Genomic DNA, 14,929 nt, shown 5'->3' on the forward strand with positions numbered 1-14,929 from the left:
TCTCGCGGGGAGGCGGGGCCGCGACCGCGTGCGACGGGGGACGTCTGGTGGGAAGCCGGTGACGAATACCTGTCCTCCTGTAGGTCCGGCGTGCGGTGAAACTCCCCCGTATCAGGGGGTTTGCCCCGTCCCTCGCCGCGCGGGCGGCGAACACCCGGGACCAGCGTGTCTAACCTCCCGTAACCGCAGTACGCGCGAGACGCGCGACGGAAGCGAGGAGGAACGCGATGGCATCGCCGTACGGGCCGGTCCGTCGGGCGGGGCGGGGGCAGGAGGTTCTGGAGGGCGTGCCGGCCGACGAGGGGCTGGCACTGCTCGCGGAGCGGGTCGAGGACGTCGTGTGGCTGGACCGCTCGGCCTTCCTCTCCACCTCCTTCGGGCACCGCGTCCCGTGGCTGCGGCACGAGGCGCCGCCGCCGCTGCGTACGGTGCCCGCGCCCCGCTCGGTCGAACCGCCCAGGCAGCCCGCGCCCCGTGCCTTCGCGGTGGCCCCGGCCCCCGAGTACGGCGGCACCGCGACGCGCTGGGCCCGTGCGCACGGGCACCGGCTGCTGGCCGCCGACGCGGCGATCGCCGCGCGGGCGGCCGACACGATCGACTCTCTGGAGCTGTTCCGGATCGCCGGGGTCCCCGTCGCCGATCACGTCGTCGTCCCCGCCCACCGCCGCAGAAGCGTTTCGGCCTACTGGGACGGACAGTGGCAGCAGGCGGTTCTCGAACGCCGCGAGAGCGGCCCGCCGCGGCGGGGCACGGTGCCGGTGAGCGGCCCCGAGGCGCTGGAGAGGGCGATGGCCGCCTGGCCGGGCCGGGCGCTCAAGCTCAGCCGCGTCCTGCCGGGCCGTCCGCTCGTGGTGAGCGCGTGCGCGGCCGGCGACCGCACGGTCGTCTCGGCCGTCTCGCACCACCTGCCGGGTCCGACCGGTCCTGCGGCGGACCGGGGCGCGCCCGAGGGCGATCAACTGCTCGGCCCGGACGCACTCGCGCCGGGGGTGTACGAGCGCGCCCGTGGCGCGGCGCTGCGCGTCGGGGAGGTGTTGCGCGAGCGCGGCTACCGCGGCGTGTTCGGGGTGGACCTGCTGGCGGACGGGACCGAGGTGGTCGGTGTCGGGATCAGCCCGCGCTTCCGGGCGGCCTCCGCCCTGTCGCAGGCGGCGGAACACGCGGCCGGTCTGCTGCCCGCCCTGGGTCTGCACATCCTGGCCTGCCTGCTGCCCGCCCTGCCCGGGGGGTCCGTCAGCCTGGCCCCCGTACCGGGACTGAGTCAGTTCGTCGTGCGCGCGGGGCGACGGGCCCACCTGCCCCGGTTGCCGGCCCCGGGACGCTACCGGCTCGCCCCGGACGGCTCCGCTCACGGCCCGCTGCCCGGTCCGCCGCCCACCCTGCCCGAGCTGGGCGCCGACGAGGCGCTGTGGTGGCCGCAGACCGTGTCCGGCCCCGTCGAGCCGGGGGACGAACTGCTGTTGCTGCAGTTCGGCCACCCGGTGCTGAGCGCCGCGCCCCACCTCGCTCTCGGCCCGGAGGCCGAGGCGTGGCGGGGCGCGGCGGTACGGGCCTTCGGCGGCAGCCTCTGAAGCGTGGGGCCGGGCGAGCGGCTACAGGTACGGGCGCGTGATCAGCTCGATCGCGTGACCCGCGGGATCCTTGAAGTAGACGCCCCGGCCGCCGTGTTCGCTGTTGACCTCGCCGGAGCGGCGCATCTGCGGATCGGCCCAGTGCTCGATGCCGCGCTCGCGCAGCCGCCCGTACGCCCGGTCGAACAGCTCCTCGTCGATCAGGAACGCGTAGTGCTGCATCTGGATGTCGACCGGGGGTTCGGCGAACTGGAGCAGTACGCCGTCCTCCAGCTGGATGTTGACGAACGGTCCCCAGGACGGCGCCGCCGGGAGTTCCAGCAGCTCGCGGAAGAACCGGGCCGACTCCTCGCGGTCCTTGGACGCGATGATGGTGTGGTTGAAGGTGACTGTCATCTGGCTGACCTCGCTGTGTTCCGGCATGGGAAAGGACTCGTAATGACCTGAGTCCGTGGAGGTCCGCGTGCCGGAGGAAGGGGGTGGCTTCCGCGCCCCCTCCGTGCGATCAGCTCTCCACCGGATCGCCGATCCGTGTGTGGCGTCGTGGCGCCGGTCCGGTGTGCACGGGAGGTGACCGTACGCGGTGCGGCGGCCTGTCGCAACACCGGCGCTGGTAAAGGTGGTTGGTTGACATGCGCGGTGCGGCGTGCCCCCTTCCCCGCGAGGCGGGCACCGGTCGCGGGGTGCGGGTCCGTGTACGCGGCCCCGCACCCCGCGCGTCATCCCTGTGCGGGTGCCGCGAGGCCCACCGGGGTCGCGAACGCGCCGTCGTGGTGGACGAGGGCCGTGCCCGTGTGGTGGCCGCCGCCCGACTCGACCTCCCCCACGACCAGCACGTGGTCGCCGATGCGCCGGCGCAGCGTCACGCGCGCGGTGAGCCACGCGGGCACGCCGTCGAGGATCGGGAGTCCGCCGCTGTCCGGGGTCCATGGCACGCCCGCGAACCTGTCGGCGCCGCTGCGGGCGAACCCGGCGGCCAGGGCCGCGTCCTGGGCGCCGAGAACGTGGACGGCGAACCGGTCCGCCCGCTCGACGGCGGCGAAGGTGGAGGCCGTGGCCCCGAGGTAGAAGGAGACGAGGGCCGGGGCGAGCGAGACCGACGTGAACGAGGTCGCGGTGAACCCGGCCGGTCCGGGCACCGTGATCACGGTGACCCCGGCCGCGTGCCGGCGCAGCGTGCGGCGCAGTATCTCGCCCGCGCCCGGTTCCTCGGCGTCCGGTGGCACGGCCCGCGCGGGGGCGGGGTGCTGGGGCGATACGGCCCGCGCGTGCGCGGAGTGCTGGGTGGAAACGGTCATGTCGCGTCCCTTCGGGTGCGGTTGCCTGCGGCGGGCTCAGGCTTCGATGAGGGTCAGGAGCGGGCGCGCCGTGTCCGGGTCGGCCCGGACACCTTCGAGCCACAGGACCAGGGCCGCCGCCGCGGTCCGGTGGGAGGCGTCGTTGAGGACGTCGTGGACGCCGCCGCGCACCACGGCGAGAGTGGCTCCGGGAAGCAGGGCGGCGCGTTCACGTGCTTCCTTGACCGGCGTGACCGGATCGTCCTCGCCGTGCAGGACGAGGGCGGGCACCCCGAGGCGCGGGTCCTCGGTCAGGAGGTGGTCCGGGACCGGTGCGGCGAGCTGTCCGCGGCGGAAGCCGGCGTCCTCACTCAGCCGTGCCCGGTGGGTCGGGCACGCGGTCCGCGCGTCGAGTTCGGCGTCCCAGTCGTCGGTTCCGGCCGTTCCGGGGCCGTTGACCGGTGCGGCGCCCGCGAGGACGACGCCGTGCACGGCGAAGGGGCCCGCGTGCGGCGCGGCGGCGTGCAGCGCGTGGAGCGCGCCGGTGTCGCTGCCGACCAGGACGACGGGGGCGGTGGCCCGCTCTCCGGCGGCGCGCGAGGCGGCGTGCCGCACGTGGTCCGCCGTGTCCTGCGGGGTGGTGCCGAGCGCGTGCACCACGTATCCGTCCTGGGCCAGACGACGGCCGAACCGTTCGTAGACGAGAGGGTGTTCACCACGCCCGGGGAGGACGATCAGCGTTCCGCGCGGGGCGATACCGGCCGGAGGCCGCCAGGTGGGGACCTCGGTCATCGGGTGCTCCCCGCGGCGAGCGGCGTGGCGGTGGACGCGCGGTGGGCGAGTTCCTGGCGGACCAGGGGGATGAGGTGGCGTCCGTAGTCGATGGCGTCGTCCAGCGGGTCGTAGCCGCGGATGAGGAGGGTGGTGACGCCGATGTCGACGTAGTCGAGGAGGGCCTGGGCGACGGTTTCCGGGGTGCCGACCAGCGCGGTGGTGTTGCCTCCGGCTCCGCTGGCGGTCGCGGTGGGGGTCCACAGCGCGCGGTCGTGCAGATCGCCCTTGGCGGCCGCGGCCAAGAGCCGCTGGGAGCCGGTGTTCTGCGGCCCGCCGTCTCCGTGCCTGCGCCGGTGCTGGTCGAGGAAGGGCCGCCCGGCACCGGACTTGATGGTGGCGAGGACGCGGTGCGCGCGTTCCCAGGCCAGTTCCTCGGTGGGCGCGAGGATCGGCCGGAACGACACGCTGATGCCGGGCGGGGTGGCACGCCCCGCGGCCTCGGCGGCGGCCCGTACCGAGGCGATCTGCTCGGCGGTCTCGGCGAGCGGCTCGCCCCACAGGGCGAAGGTGTCGGCGTGCTTGCCGCCGACCCGGTAGGCGGCCGGCGAGGAGCCCCCGAAGTAGAGCGGGATGCCGCTGTCCCGGAAGGGCAGCACCTGCGTCCCGTAGTCCTCGAAGCGGTAGTGGCGGCCCTCGTGGCTGAAGCGCTCGGAGGAGGCCCAGGCGCGGCGCAGGATCGACAGGTACTCGTCGGTGCGCTCGTAGCGTTCGTCCTTTTCGAGGTAGTCGCCGTCCCTGCGCTGCTCGGTGTCGTTGCCTCCCGTGATGGTGTGCAGGGCGACCCGTCCGCCGGTGAACTGGTCGAGGGTCGCGAAGCTGCGGGCGGCGAGCGTGGGGGCGATGACGCCGGGCCGGTGGGCGATGAGCAGGCCGATGCGTTCGGTGCGCGCGGCGACGTGTGCGGCGACCTGGAGGCCGTCGGGGTGGCCCGCGGCGTAGCCGATGAGGATGCGGTCGAAGCCGGCGTCCTCGTGGGCGCGGGCGAACCGTTCGGTGAACCCGGGATCGATGACCGGTCCCTGGGCGGCCCGGGTCTCGGAACCGTCGCTAGTGGCGATCATGCCGACGAACTCGACGGAGGCGGGTGCCTGGGTCGCCTCGGTGGTGGGTGCGCTCATGGGGCGGTGTCCTTTCGCTGCTGGTGGTTCCCCGGGGACGGGGGGAGAGCGCGGTGGCTCTCGGCCTCAGGGGCGCGGCCGGGCCCTGTCGAGGGCCGCCCGGCCGGTGGTGAGGAGCACGGAGTCGTCCTGCGGGGTGTGCACCCGGGCGCACAGGACGTCGCGGTAGTGGCGCTGGAGCGGGTTGGCCCGGGTCAGGCCGTGGTTGCCGGTGAGGGAGAGCGCCTGTTCGACGGCGGTGGTGGCGGCGCGGGTGCCGAGTACCTTGACGGCTCCGGCCTGTCGTGCGGCCGCCTCGTCCCCGGCGTCGACGCGGGCGGCGAAGGTGTCGACGAGGGCGTTCGCGCCGAGCAGGGCGGACTCGATCTCCCCGACCGCGCTCTGGAAGCGGGGCAGGGTGGCCAGCGGGGCGCCGAGCGCGGTGGGCACGCGTTCGTGGAGGAAACCGGCGAGCCAGTCGCGGGCCGCGCCGGCGACACCGAGGTACAGGGCGGTGAGCCCGAGAGCGTTCCACGCTCCGGTGGTGGCGTCGGGGCGGGCGCCCGGGGTCTCGCCGGCCTCGGTCAGGCCGAGGACATCGGCGAGTGGGACGCGTACGGAGTCGAGGACCACGTCGTCGCTGCGGCTCGCGCGCAGGCCCACGTGGTCCCAGGTCGGCTCGATGCTCAGCCCCGGGCTGCCCGCTCGTACGACGAACGAGCCGACGCGCGCGGGGTCCTCCTCGGTGCGGGCGAAGACGAGCATGCGGCTCAGCCCCACGGCTCCCGTGGAGTAGATCTTCCGGCCGCTCAGGAGCCAGTCGCCGCCTGACCGCCGCGCCGTGGTGGCGGGCAGGCCGCCCCGCACCGGACTGCCCAGTTCCGGCTCCACGCGCAGGGAGTTGACGAGGGCGGGGGCGGTGGCGGACTCGTCGAGGAGAGCCGCGTAGGCGGCGGGCGGCCAGCCGGGGGTACGCGCCTCGGCGGCGTGCGTGAAGAGCGTCATCGCGGTGACGAGGGCGACGGCCGGGTCTCCGGCGCCCAGGGCGCGCAGGATGCCCGTGGTGGTGGCCAGTCCGGCTTCCGGTCCGCCGTGCCGGGCGGCGACGGTGGCGGTCAGCAGACCCGTCTCCCACGCGAGGGCGAAGCCCTCGGTGGGGAAGGAGGCGTCGCGGTCGTGCTCGTCGGCACGGGCGGCGAGCGCCTCGGTGACGGCCGGGAGCCGGTCCAGGTCGAGGGCGGGCAGGGGCGGGGCGGCGCCGGTCGCGCTGTCCTCGGTGGGTGCGGTGCGGGTCACTGGCTCTCCGGACGATCGGGGCAGGGTGCGCGGGCGGCGGGTCTCAGTCGAGGCGGGCGCGCCACACCTCGGCGTGGTGGCAGGCCACGGTGTGGCCGCCGCGGTCAACGGTGCCGGCGGTGGGGCCGGCCACAAGCGGGGCCGGGGCGTCCGCCGGCCGGCCGGTGACCTGCTGTGCCGCCGGCTCACGACGGCACTCGGCCGAGGCGAAGCGGCAGCGTGGCGCGAAGACGCAGCCGAGGCCCTCGGGCCAGGGGGCGCCGCCCGGAGCGGGCCGCAACCGCGCCAGGGGCAGGCGGTGTTCGCGTACCACGCTGGGGGCGGACGCGGTGAGCAGGGCGGTGTAGGGGTGACGCGGCCGGTCCAGCACCTCGGCGGCGGGTCCCTGTTCGACGAGGCGGCCTCGGTAGAGGACGGCGATCCGGTCGGCGATGCCCGCGAGGGAACCAAGGTCGTGGGAGATCACGAGGACGGCGAGACCCAGTTCGCGGCGCAGCCGGTCGAGCAGGCCGAGGACGAGGTTGCGGTTGGAGGCGTCGAGCGCGCTGGCCGGTTCGTCGCTGATGAGCAGACGCGGCCGGGTGACGAGCGCGCGGGCCAGGGAGACGCGCTGGCGCTGACCGCCGGAGAGCCGGCCCGGGGTCCGCTGCCCGAGCGTCGCCGCGTCGAGGCCGACGAGGGTCAGCGCCTCGTCGGCGCGGTCGGCCCGCTCCTGCCGGGTGAGCGCGCCGACGGCGGCGAGCGGTTCGGCCACGATCCCGCGGACGGTCAGGTCCGGGTCCTGGGAGCGCATGGGGTCCTGGAACATGTACTGCACGCGGCCGGTGCGCCGGAAGTCGCGCAGCTCCCTGCCGCGCAGCGCGGTCAGCTCGCGGCCCTCGAAGCCGATGCGGCTGCCGGCCCCGGGGCGTACGAGCCCGACCGCGGTCCGGGCCAGGGTGGTCTTGCCCGAACCGGTCTCGCCGATGACGCCGACGATCTCGCCGGGCCGGACGGCGAGCCGGACGCCGCTCAGGACGCGGGTGTGTCCGGCCCGGCGCAGGGCGGTGGCGCGGTGGCCGAAGGAGACCGACAGGTCGCTGATGTCCAGCAGCGGCTCGGAGGTGCTCGTCTGGGCGGTTTCTGTGGTGGTCATGCGTGGTCCGCTCCTTCCGTCGCGTGCGGGGTCTCGTCCGCGGTCCGCGGGAGGCTCGCGCGGGGGTCGTCGATCAGGCCGGCGGCGCGCAGGCAGCGGGCCCGGCGTCCCTCGCCGGCGGGGAACAGCGCCACGGGTGCCGCGGAGCACTGGGGCGCGGCGACCGGGCACCGTTCGGCGAAGCGGCAGCCGGGCAGTTCCGCGCCGGCCTCGGGGGGCCTGCCGGGGATGACGTCCAGTTGGCGCCGCCCCCACGTGCCGAGGGAGGCGACGCGCAGCAGCGCCTCGGTGTAGGGGTGGGCGGGGGCGCCGAGCACCTCTTGGGTGGGGCCCTCCTCGACGATCTCCCCCGCGTACATGACCAGCACCCGGTCGCAGCTCTCGGCGACGATGGCGAGGTCGTGGGTGACGTGCAGCAGGGCGAGGCCGTGTTCGGAACGCAGCCGCTGCAGGAGTTCCAGGATCTCGGCCTGGACGACGACGTCGAGGGCGGTGGTGGCCTCGTCGGCGATGAGCAGTTCGGGCGCGCAGGAGACGGCGACGGCGATGAGGACGCGCTGGAGCATTCCACCGGAGAGCTCGTGCGGGTACTGGTCGAACACCTCGTGCGGCCGGTGCAGCCCCACCTCGGCGAACAGGGCGACCGAACGGGCGCGGGCGGCGCTCCTGGACAGCCCTTGTGTGACGCGGAGTTGCTCGGCCAGCTGACGGCCCACGGTGAGTGAGGGGTTGAGGTAGGAGGCGGGGTCCTGGAACACGGCTCCGATGCGGCTGCCGCGGACCGCGTTCCACTGTTTGCGGCTCAAGGCGGTGAGTTCGGCCTCGGGCCGCTCCCGGCTGTCCGCGCCCTCCTCGTCCGGACTTGGGCGCCGGCCGCCGAGGGTGATGCGGCCCCGTGCGACCTCGCACCCCGCGGGCAGCACTCCGAGCACGGAGCGGCAGGTCAGGCTCTTTCCGCTGCCGGACTCGCCGACCAGCCCGAGGGATTCGCCGCGGCGTACGGTGAGGGACACGTCCCGTACGGCGGGCAGACCGCCGGAGACGGTGACGCCGAGGCCGTCCACGGTCAGCACCGTGTCGGTGGGCGGTGGGGCGACGGCGGTGGTGGTGTCATGCGGTGGCACGCTGCTCGGCCTCCTTGTCGGACGTGTGGCGGGAGGCGTGGGCCTCTCCGGACCGAGCGGCTCCGCGGGCTGCGGTCCCGGCCGTGGTCTCGGTCCCGGCCGTGGTCTCGGCCCCGGTCGCGGCTCGGGCTCCGTCGGGCCCGGCGAGCCGGACCCGTTCCTCCACCCCCGCCCGCCGGGCGGCGGTGCCGGGGGCCGCGGGGGTCCGGCGGGCCCTTCGCCAGGGTGAGGTGCCGCGTTCGAGGGCGCGGTGGTCGGCGGTGCCGCCGTCCCGGACCGCGTCCGCGAGGAGGTTGAGCGCGCCGACGGTGAGCATGATGGCGGCGCCGGGGAGCAGGGGCGCCCACGGCTGTTGCGCGAGGTAGCCGAGGTCCGCGGCGAGCATGCCGCCCCAGGTGGGCGCGGGTGGCTGGACACCGAGGCCGAGGAACGTGAGGGAGGCGACGACGAGGAGGGCCTGGCCCACGGCCTGGGCCGTCGTGACCGCGAGCGTGGGCAGGATCTTGCTCCAGACGTGGGTGCGCAGAATCCACCGGCGGGAGGCGCCCATCAGTTCGGCCGCCTCGACGTACTGCGCCTGCTTGAGACCGAGGGCCGCGGCCCGGGTGACACGGAAGTACAGGGGCGCGAAGAGCAGGCCGAGAGCGAGCATCGCCTGGTGCATGCCGTTGCCGAGCGCGCCGACCACGGCGATGGCGAAGACCGTGAACGGCATCGTCATGAGGGTGTCCGCGGCGCGCTGCGCGGTCCACTCGACGGTCCGGCCGAACCACACGGAGGCGAGGCCGGGCAGGACGCCGAGCAGGATCGCCGTGCCGACGGCCTCCAGGGCGCCCACGACCGACCTGCCGGTGCCCGCGAGCAGTCTGCTCAGCACGTCCCGGCCCAGGTAGTCCGTGCCGAGGAGGTGCCCGGCTCCCGGCCCCTGGAGCAGGTCCTCGGGGCGCTGGGCCAGGGGATCGTGCGGGGCGAGGGCCGTCCCGGCCACGGCCAGCAGGGCGATCGCCGCGAGGACGGCGAGGGCCAGGCGCGCGGACGGCCGGCTCCATGTGCCGCGAAGGGTCTTCATGACGCGTCTCCCGCGGGTTCGGCGGCCGGTGCGCGCCCCGCCCGACGGCGACGGGCCGCGGGGTTGAGGGCGGCGAGCGCGGCGTTGACGGCGATGTTGGCGAGGAGCACGACGGCGACGGTGACCAGGAGCGTGCCCTGGATGACGGGGATGTCGTGCTGTTCGGCGCCCTGGAGCGAGAGCTGGGCGATGCCGGGCAGGTTGAAGATCTTCTCCGTGACGACGGCGCCGCCCAGGACGACGGGCACGCTCAGCCCGAGGACGGACAGCGCGGGGCCCGCCGCGTTGCGCAGGACGTGCCCGAACAGCACCCGGCGGGCGGTGAACCCGCGCATCTCGGCACCGGTCACGTAGTTCTCGCGCAGCGCCCCGACGACGGAGGTGCGCAGTTGGCGGGCGATGGACGAGGCGGCGTCCAGGCTGAGCGCGAAGGCGGGCAGCAGCGCGTAGCGCAGCCACTCCCCCGGGCTCTGGTCCAGGGGCACGTACCCGCCGGTCGGCAGCGCTCCGAACTTCACCGCGAAGACGACGATCAGCACGATTCCGATGAGGAAGGGCGGCAGGGTGGCCAGGACCGAGCAGACGAGGGTCACCGCACGGTCCAGGCGGCTTCCGCTGTGCAGGGCGGCGAGGAGGCCGGCCCCGCCGCCGAGCAGGACGGCGAGCAGCAGCGCGAGGGAGGCGATGGACAGGTCGACGGGCAGCGCCAGCCTGACGCTGTCGGTGACGGGCATCCCGGTGAACCAGGAGACCCCGAGGTCGCCGGTGAGCGCGTTGCCGAGCCAGCTGCCGAACTGGGCGTACAGCGGGCGGTCGAGGCCGAACTGGTGCTGCATGCGGGCGATGTCGGCAGGCGTCGCCTGGTCGCCGAGGACGGCCGCGGCCGGGTTCGCCCCGGACAGCGCGCCGAGCGCGAAGGTGAGCAGCGAGGCCAGCAGGAACACGGTGACGCTGACGGCGAGGAGGCGGCCGAGCGAGCCGGGCGCGCCGGCGAGCCGTCGGCGTACGGACCGGGTACGGGGTGGAGCGTCCGGGACGACGGTCCGGGTCAGGGCGGCGGGGGCGGTCATGAGACGGTGACCCCTTCGAAGCGCTGGACGACGGTGTACGAGGGGATCTCGGAGACCTGCGCGTTGCGGGCGAGGATGCGCGGCACGGTGTAGAGGAAGACGTTCGGCATGGTCCGCACGGCGACCCCGGTCGCCTTCTTCAGTACGGCCGGGTAGTCGGGCGAGTCGAGCGGGGTACGGCTGACGGCCCGCAGTGCGGCGGCGAGTTCGGGAGGGCTGGTGCGGCCGGGGTTCATCAGTCCCTGCTCGCCGAAGAGCACCTGGAACGCCTGGGTGGCGGAGTCCCGGCCGGCGAACTGGTCGACGTAGAGCGCTTTGCTGCGCTGGACGTAGACGAGTTCGGTGGCGCGGGCCTGGGGGATCGTGTCGATGGTGGCCCGGAAACCGGCCTTCGCCAACTGCGCCTGGAGGACCTCGGGCACCCCTTGCGGTGTGGCGGTGCTGAGTTTCAGTCGTATCTCGCCCGAGTGACCCGATGTCCGCAGGAGGGCGCGGGCCTTCGCGGGGTCGTGCGGGAAGAGGTCCTCCAGCGCTTCGTCGTGGCCGACGTATCCCTTGGGGAAGAACTGCCGGGTGGCCGCCCCGTGCCCGAAGGAGGCGGTCCGCAGCAGTGCCTCGCGGTCGACGGCGTACTTGAGGGCGAGTGCCACGTCCGGATCGGTGAACGGTTCCCGGCCGGTATGGACGTCGAGCACGGCGACCACCATGGACGGGATGACCTGGACCTTCAGTCCGGCCGCCTCGGCCGCCTCGACCTGACTGCCGGGGATCTGGGCCACGTTGTACTGCCCGGAGGTGAGGGCGGCGACGACGGTGGAGGGTTCGGGCAGCGGGTACACCTCGAAGTCGCGCACCCGGATGTGCGCCCGGTCCCAGTAGAGGGGGTTGCGCCGCAGGACCGCCTTCGAGTTCTGCACGTAGGACAGGAGCCGGTAGGGGCCCGCTCCGGCGGGCCGGGTGGCGAGCGCGCCCGCGTCGGCCTCGAAGGCCCTCGGGTTGACGATCATCCCCGTCTTGCCGGCCAGCAGTGCGGGGATCTGGAAGTCGGGGGCGGCGAGGTGGAGCCGCAGGGTGTGCGTGTCCACGGCGACGACGTCCTCGACGCCGGTGAGCTGGGAGGCGACGAGCGACTTCGGGTGGTCCCTGCCGCGTTCGATGCTCTTCTTCACCGCCCGCGCGTCCAGCGCGGTGCCGTCGCTGAACCTCTGCCCCGGCCGGAGCGTGAAGGTGACGGTTCTTCCGTCGGCCGAGTACGTCCAGGCGGTGGCGAGGGCCGGGCGCGGGTCGCCCTTCTCGTCCAGCTTGGTGAGTCCGGCGTAGACGAGGGAGAGGACGTGGACGTCCCAGCCCGCCGAGGAGGTGACCGGGTCCCAGGAAGTGGGCAGTTGCCAGCCCCATTTGAGGGCGGTGGCGGCGGCGCCGGGCGCGGTGGTGGCCTGGCCGCCGCAGGCCGACAGTCCGAGCGCGGCGCCGGCCCCGAGGGAGAGCCCGAGGAAGGCCCGCCGCCCGGGGGCGCCGGGTGGGGAGGGGGTGCGGAGGAGCGACATGGAAGCGCCACCTTTCTCGGCCGTGCCGGAGCGCGCGGACGCGCACGCCCCTGCGGGACGGCATCCGGGCGAACGGGCGAAGCGGAGAGGGGAGGGACAAAGAGGAGGGGAGGAGGCTCGCCCCGGCCGGGGACCGGCGAAAGCCGTTCGCGCGGACCGGAGTCGGGTGCGGCCCGCGCTGTCCGGCCCGGCCACGACGGCGGGGCGGGGCCGGGTGCGGGTGCGGGGTGATGCGGCGGCCGGTGGACCTCGCGGCGCTCACCCGGTCGGGACGGTCAGGTGTCGCTGGAGGGCGAACGGCGCCGGCCGGGAGAGGGGGTGCCACGCGGCGTCACGGAACGCGAGGGCGCGGGGGCGGGGCCCACGTTCCCCCGGCCGGGGAGCCGGGCGGGCCAGCGGCCGGGGGCCGACGCGGGGTCACGCCGGCGGCGGGTCAGCGACAGAGCGCGCTGGAGGTGCGCAGGAAATCCACGTAGCGGCAGACCACGCCGGGGTGCATCGAATGCATGCCCGTATCCTCACCGCCGCACGCGAGCCTGTCAATGGACACCTTATGGTGTCTCATTGGCCGAGACCTCGTTCACCTGCGGATTCGTCGTCCAGTTCGGCGCCGAAGGGGACGGCCAGGTCCCTGAGGCAGTGCCGCGCCTCCTCCGGGTGGGCCCACAGCGGTCCGTTGCCGGTGTCGACGCGGACGCCCGAGGGCGGCGGCGCCACGGCACCGGTGAGCAGCCGCAGTTCGGGCACCGTCAGGGTGCGCCAGCGCTCCAGCGCGGCGTCGGGTGCCAGCGTGACGGGTTGCGGGAGGGGCCCGCCCGCGGCCCGCGCCGCGGCGTCGAGGTAGACCTCCGGGGGCCGCCAGCCGGGTACACAGACCCGGCCGCCCGGCCCCTCGAAGAGCAGGGTGGGCAGGGCGTAACGACGGCCCGTCTCCAGCTCCTTGGCCCGCCCCGGGTGCGGCCCGGGGCCTTCCAGTCCGAGCACCTCCGGCAGGGGCGCCCGGGTCTCCGCCCAGTCGGCCCGTACCGCCTCACGGGCGGCGGGGGACGCGAGGTCGCGCAGGAGCCGTTCGGGGTCCAGGCCCGGCACCCCGCTCACGGTACGGAGCACGCCACCGGGCGAGTCGGCGGGCGCGCCGAGTACGAAGGTGCTCTCGCGCAGCCGCCGCAGGACCCGTCCGGCCACCCGATCCCCTTGGCTCAAGGCCGCCTTGGCGGCCAGGGAGGCGGGCCAGCTGGAGCGCGTGAGCCGGTGCAGGCGGTGCGGACGAGGGGCGCCGGTGTGGACGGTGACCTCGCGGATGAAGCCCTCGTACCACCGCGCCTCGGCGTCGGGGTCGGGCGCCGGGTCGTCGTCCTCGTCGAAGAGGATGCCGAAGACCTGGCGCCAGTGGCAGCGCGCGCCGAGCGTCTGACGCAGGAGGCGGCAGGACGGCTCGGTGCCCCAGGCCCACGGGCAGGCGGGATCGGTGAACTCCGTCACCCGCACCGTCGCTCGTTCGCGGGCACCGGGCTCCGGGTCCGGCCGCGGGGCGCTCATGCCGGGACGACCGGGGCGGCGGCCCTCCCGGCACGGGCCGCGTCCGGCACCCGCGGGGCACGGGCGGCCGCGGCGGCGAGGGCGCCGATGGTGGTGCGGGCCGCGACCGCCCGTGCCGCGGACTCGACCGCCTCCCACAACTCCCCTACCGGGGAGGGGGCACCGGAGCCGCCGGCCGGGCCCGGCGGCTGACCGCGCACGCTGAAGAACTCCCCGTCCACCGCGGCCATGACCTCCACCACGGTGATGTCCGCGGGGTCGCGCCCGATCCAGTAGCCACCTTCGCAGCCGCGCTGGCTGCGCACGAGACCGGCCTGGCGCAGTTCGCGGAAGACGGACTTGAGGAACCGGAAGGGGATGTCCTGCGCGTCGGCGACGGCCTCGCAGTTCATCGGCCTGCCCGCGTCGGCGGCGAGCTCCACCAGTGCCCTGACGGCGTAGTCCGCCTTGGCCGAGATCTGCATGGAAGCCGTCCTCTCCCCGGTGCCGGCCTCGCGGCGGCGCGAATGGATACATCTTGACATCCATTGCCGCCGCTTCTCCACGCCGCCCGTCCCCACCGGTTCCGCACGGGTCGGCCCGGTGGCGCGCCGCGGCGCCGGGCCGACCCGGTGGCCTGCGGCCGCGTGCCGGATCAAGCGCCCGGCCGGGTCGGTGCGGCCGCCGGGAACAGGGAGCGCAGAGCCGCGCCGCGGCTGTCGCGGACGTGGAGGAGGGTCGCCGCGGCGGCGGCCGTCTCGTCGCCCTCCGCGACGTGCCGGTACATCACGGCGTGCTGGGCCCGCATGTGGGCCGGATCGTGCAGCCGCCCGAAGACGAACTGCAGTTGCCAGCCCAGCTGTTCCATGGTGCGGCTGAGCAGCGGGTTGCCCGCGAGGGCGACGACGCCGTCGTGGAAGCGCGTGTTGGCCGCGACCTCGCTCCCTCCGTCGCCGGCCGCGGCCGCCGCCTCCGCCTCGTCGAGGGCGCGGGTGAGGAAGGCCAGCCCGGAGGCGCATTCCTCCGGGTCCCGCCGCACGTTGCGGGCGGCGAGCCGCGACACCTGGACGGCGAGCGGCTCCCACACCTCGTAGAGGTGCACGATGTCGGCGCGGCCGAGACTGCGCACCCGGGTGCCGCCGCGCGGCAGCGTGTCGAGGAGGCCGTCGGCGGCCAGGGAGCGCAGCGCCTCCCGCACGGGGACCCGGGACATCCGCAGTTCCGCGGCGACCTCGCGTTCCACGAGCCGGGTGCCCGGCGGATAACGCCGGTCGACCACCCGCCGGCGCAGTTCCTCGCGCGCCCGGCCGGCGAGCGACGCGTCGGGTGTCCCGCCCACTCCCCCACCACCCATTTCTGCCCTCGTACGGGGAGGCTCGGGCGCCCACCCC

At 75.1% G+C, this 14,929-nt stretch carries 14 protein-coding genes; 1 reads left to right on the forward strand and 13 read right to left on the reverse strand.

The features are described 5' to 3' along the window. The first annotated feature begins 227 nt into the window (after positions 1 to 227). A complete protein-coding gene (locus ACFYMP_RS27020; RefSeq protein WP_388862380.1) occupies positions 228 to 1,571 on the forward strand; it encodes a hypothetical protein in 1,344 nt (447 codons plus the stop codon). Between the two features lie 21 nt (positions 1,572 to 1,592). On the opposite strand, the gene ACFYMP_RS27025 is transcribed toward ACFYMP_RS27020, so the two are convergent. From ACFYMP_RS27025 to ACFYMP_RS27085, 13 genes are all read right to left on the reverse strand, one after another. Further along, positions 1,593 to 1,967, reverse strand: coding sequence for a VOC family protein (locus ACFYMP_RS27025; RefSeq protein WP_388862491.1), 375 nt, complete (start codon positions 1,965 to 1,967; stop codon positions 1,593 to 1,595). A 323-nt stretch (positions 1,968 to 2,290) separates the two neighbouring features. Next, positions 2,291 to 2,869: a flavin reductase family protein gene (locus ACFYMP_RS27030; protein ID WP_388862382.1), complete on the reverse strand. Its 579-nt coding sequence runs from the start codon at positions 2,867 to 2,869 to the stop codon at positions 2,291 to 2,293. A 36-nt stretch (positions 2,870 to 2,905) separates the two neighbouring features. Beyond that, complete coding sequence (locus ACFYMP_RS27035; protein ID WP_388862384.1) at positions 2,906 to 3,640, reverse strand: alpha/beta hydrolase; 735 nt, start codon at positions 3,638 to 3,640, stop codon at positions 2,906 to 2,908. Next, entirely contained in the window at positions 3,637 to 4,800 is a 1,164-nt protein-coding gene (locus tag ACFYMP_RS27040; protein ID WP_388862386.1) for an LLM class flavin-dependent oxidoreductase, read from the reverse strand. The genes ACFYMP_RS27035 and ACFYMP_RS27040 overlap by 4 nt, the downstream gene beginning before the upstream one ends. 66 nt (positions 4,801 to 4,866) lie before the next feature. Further along, positions 4,867 to 6,075, reverse strand: a complete 1,209-nt coding sequence (locus tag ACFYMP_RS27045) for an acyl-CoA dehydrogenase family protein (RefSeq protein ID WP_388862388.1) — start codon at positions 6,073 to 6,075, stop codon at positions 4,867 to 4,869. A 43-nt stretch (positions 6,076 to 6,118) separates the two neighbouring features. Continuing rightward, positions 6,119 to 7,210 (reverse strand): ABC transporter ATP-binding protein, encoded by a 1,092-nt coding sequence (locus ACFYMP_RS27050; protein WP_388862390.1) that lies wholly within the window; start codon positions 7,208 to 7,210, stop codon positions 6,119 to 6,121. Continuing rightward, entirely contained in the window at positions 7,207 to 8,334 is a 1,128-nt protein-coding gene (locus ACFYMP_RS27055; protein ID WP_388862392.1) for an ABC transporter ATP-binding protein, read from the reverse strand. Before ACFYMP_RS27055 ends, ACFYMP_RS27050 begins: the two co-directional genes overlap by 4 nt. Then, a complete protein-coding gene (locus ACFYMP_RS27060) occupies positions 8,321 to 9,403 on the reverse strand; it encodes an ABC transporter permease (RefSeq protein ID WP_388862394.1) in 1,083 nt (360 codons plus the stop codon). Before ACFYMP_RS27060 ends, ACFYMP_RS27055 begins: the two co-directional genes overlap by 14 nt. Then, complete coding sequence (locus ACFYMP_RS27065) at positions 9,400 to 10,473, reverse strand: ABC transporter permease (protein WP_388862396.1); 1,074 nt, start codon at positions 10,471 to 10,473, stop codon at positions 9,400 to 9,402. Before ACFYMP_RS27065 ends, ACFYMP_RS27060 begins: the two co-directional genes overlap by 4 nt. Then, complete coding sequence (locus tag ACFYMP_RS27070; RefSeq protein ID WP_388862398.1) at positions 10,470 to 12,020, reverse strand: ABC transporter substrate-binding protein; 1,551 nt, start codon at positions 12,018 to 12,020, stop codon at positions 10,470 to 10,472. Before ACFYMP_RS27070 ends, ACFYMP_RS27065 begins: the two co-directional genes overlap by 4 nt. Before the next feature lie 561 nt (positions 12,021 to 12,581). Then, a complete protein-coding gene (locus ACFYMP_RS27075) occupies positions 12,582 to 13,559 on the reverse strand; it encodes a DsbA family protein (RefSeq protein WP_388862399.1) in 978 nt (325 codons plus the stop codon). Next, complete coding sequence (locus ACFYMP_RS27080; RefSeq protein WP_388862401.1) at positions 13,556 to 14,023, reverse strand: RrF2 family transcriptional regulator; 468 nt, start codon at positions 14,021 to 14,023, stop codon at positions 13,556 to 13,558. Before ACFYMP_RS27080 ends, ACFYMP_RS27075 begins: the two co-directional genes overlap by 4 nt. Before the next feature lie 170 nt (positions 14,024 to 14,193). After that, positions 14,194 to 14,892, reverse strand: a complete 699-nt coding sequence (locus ACFYMP_RS27085) for a GntR family transcriptional regulator (RefSeq protein WP_388862402.1) — start codon at positions 14,890 to 14,892, stop codon at positions 14,194 to 14,196. Positions 14,893 to 14,929 lie beyond the last annotated feature (37 nt).

This window comes from Streptomyces sp. NPDC007088 (assembly GCF_042869355.1).
GTDB lineage: Bacteria > Actinomycetota > Actinomycetes > Streptomycetales > Streptomycetaceae > Streptomyces.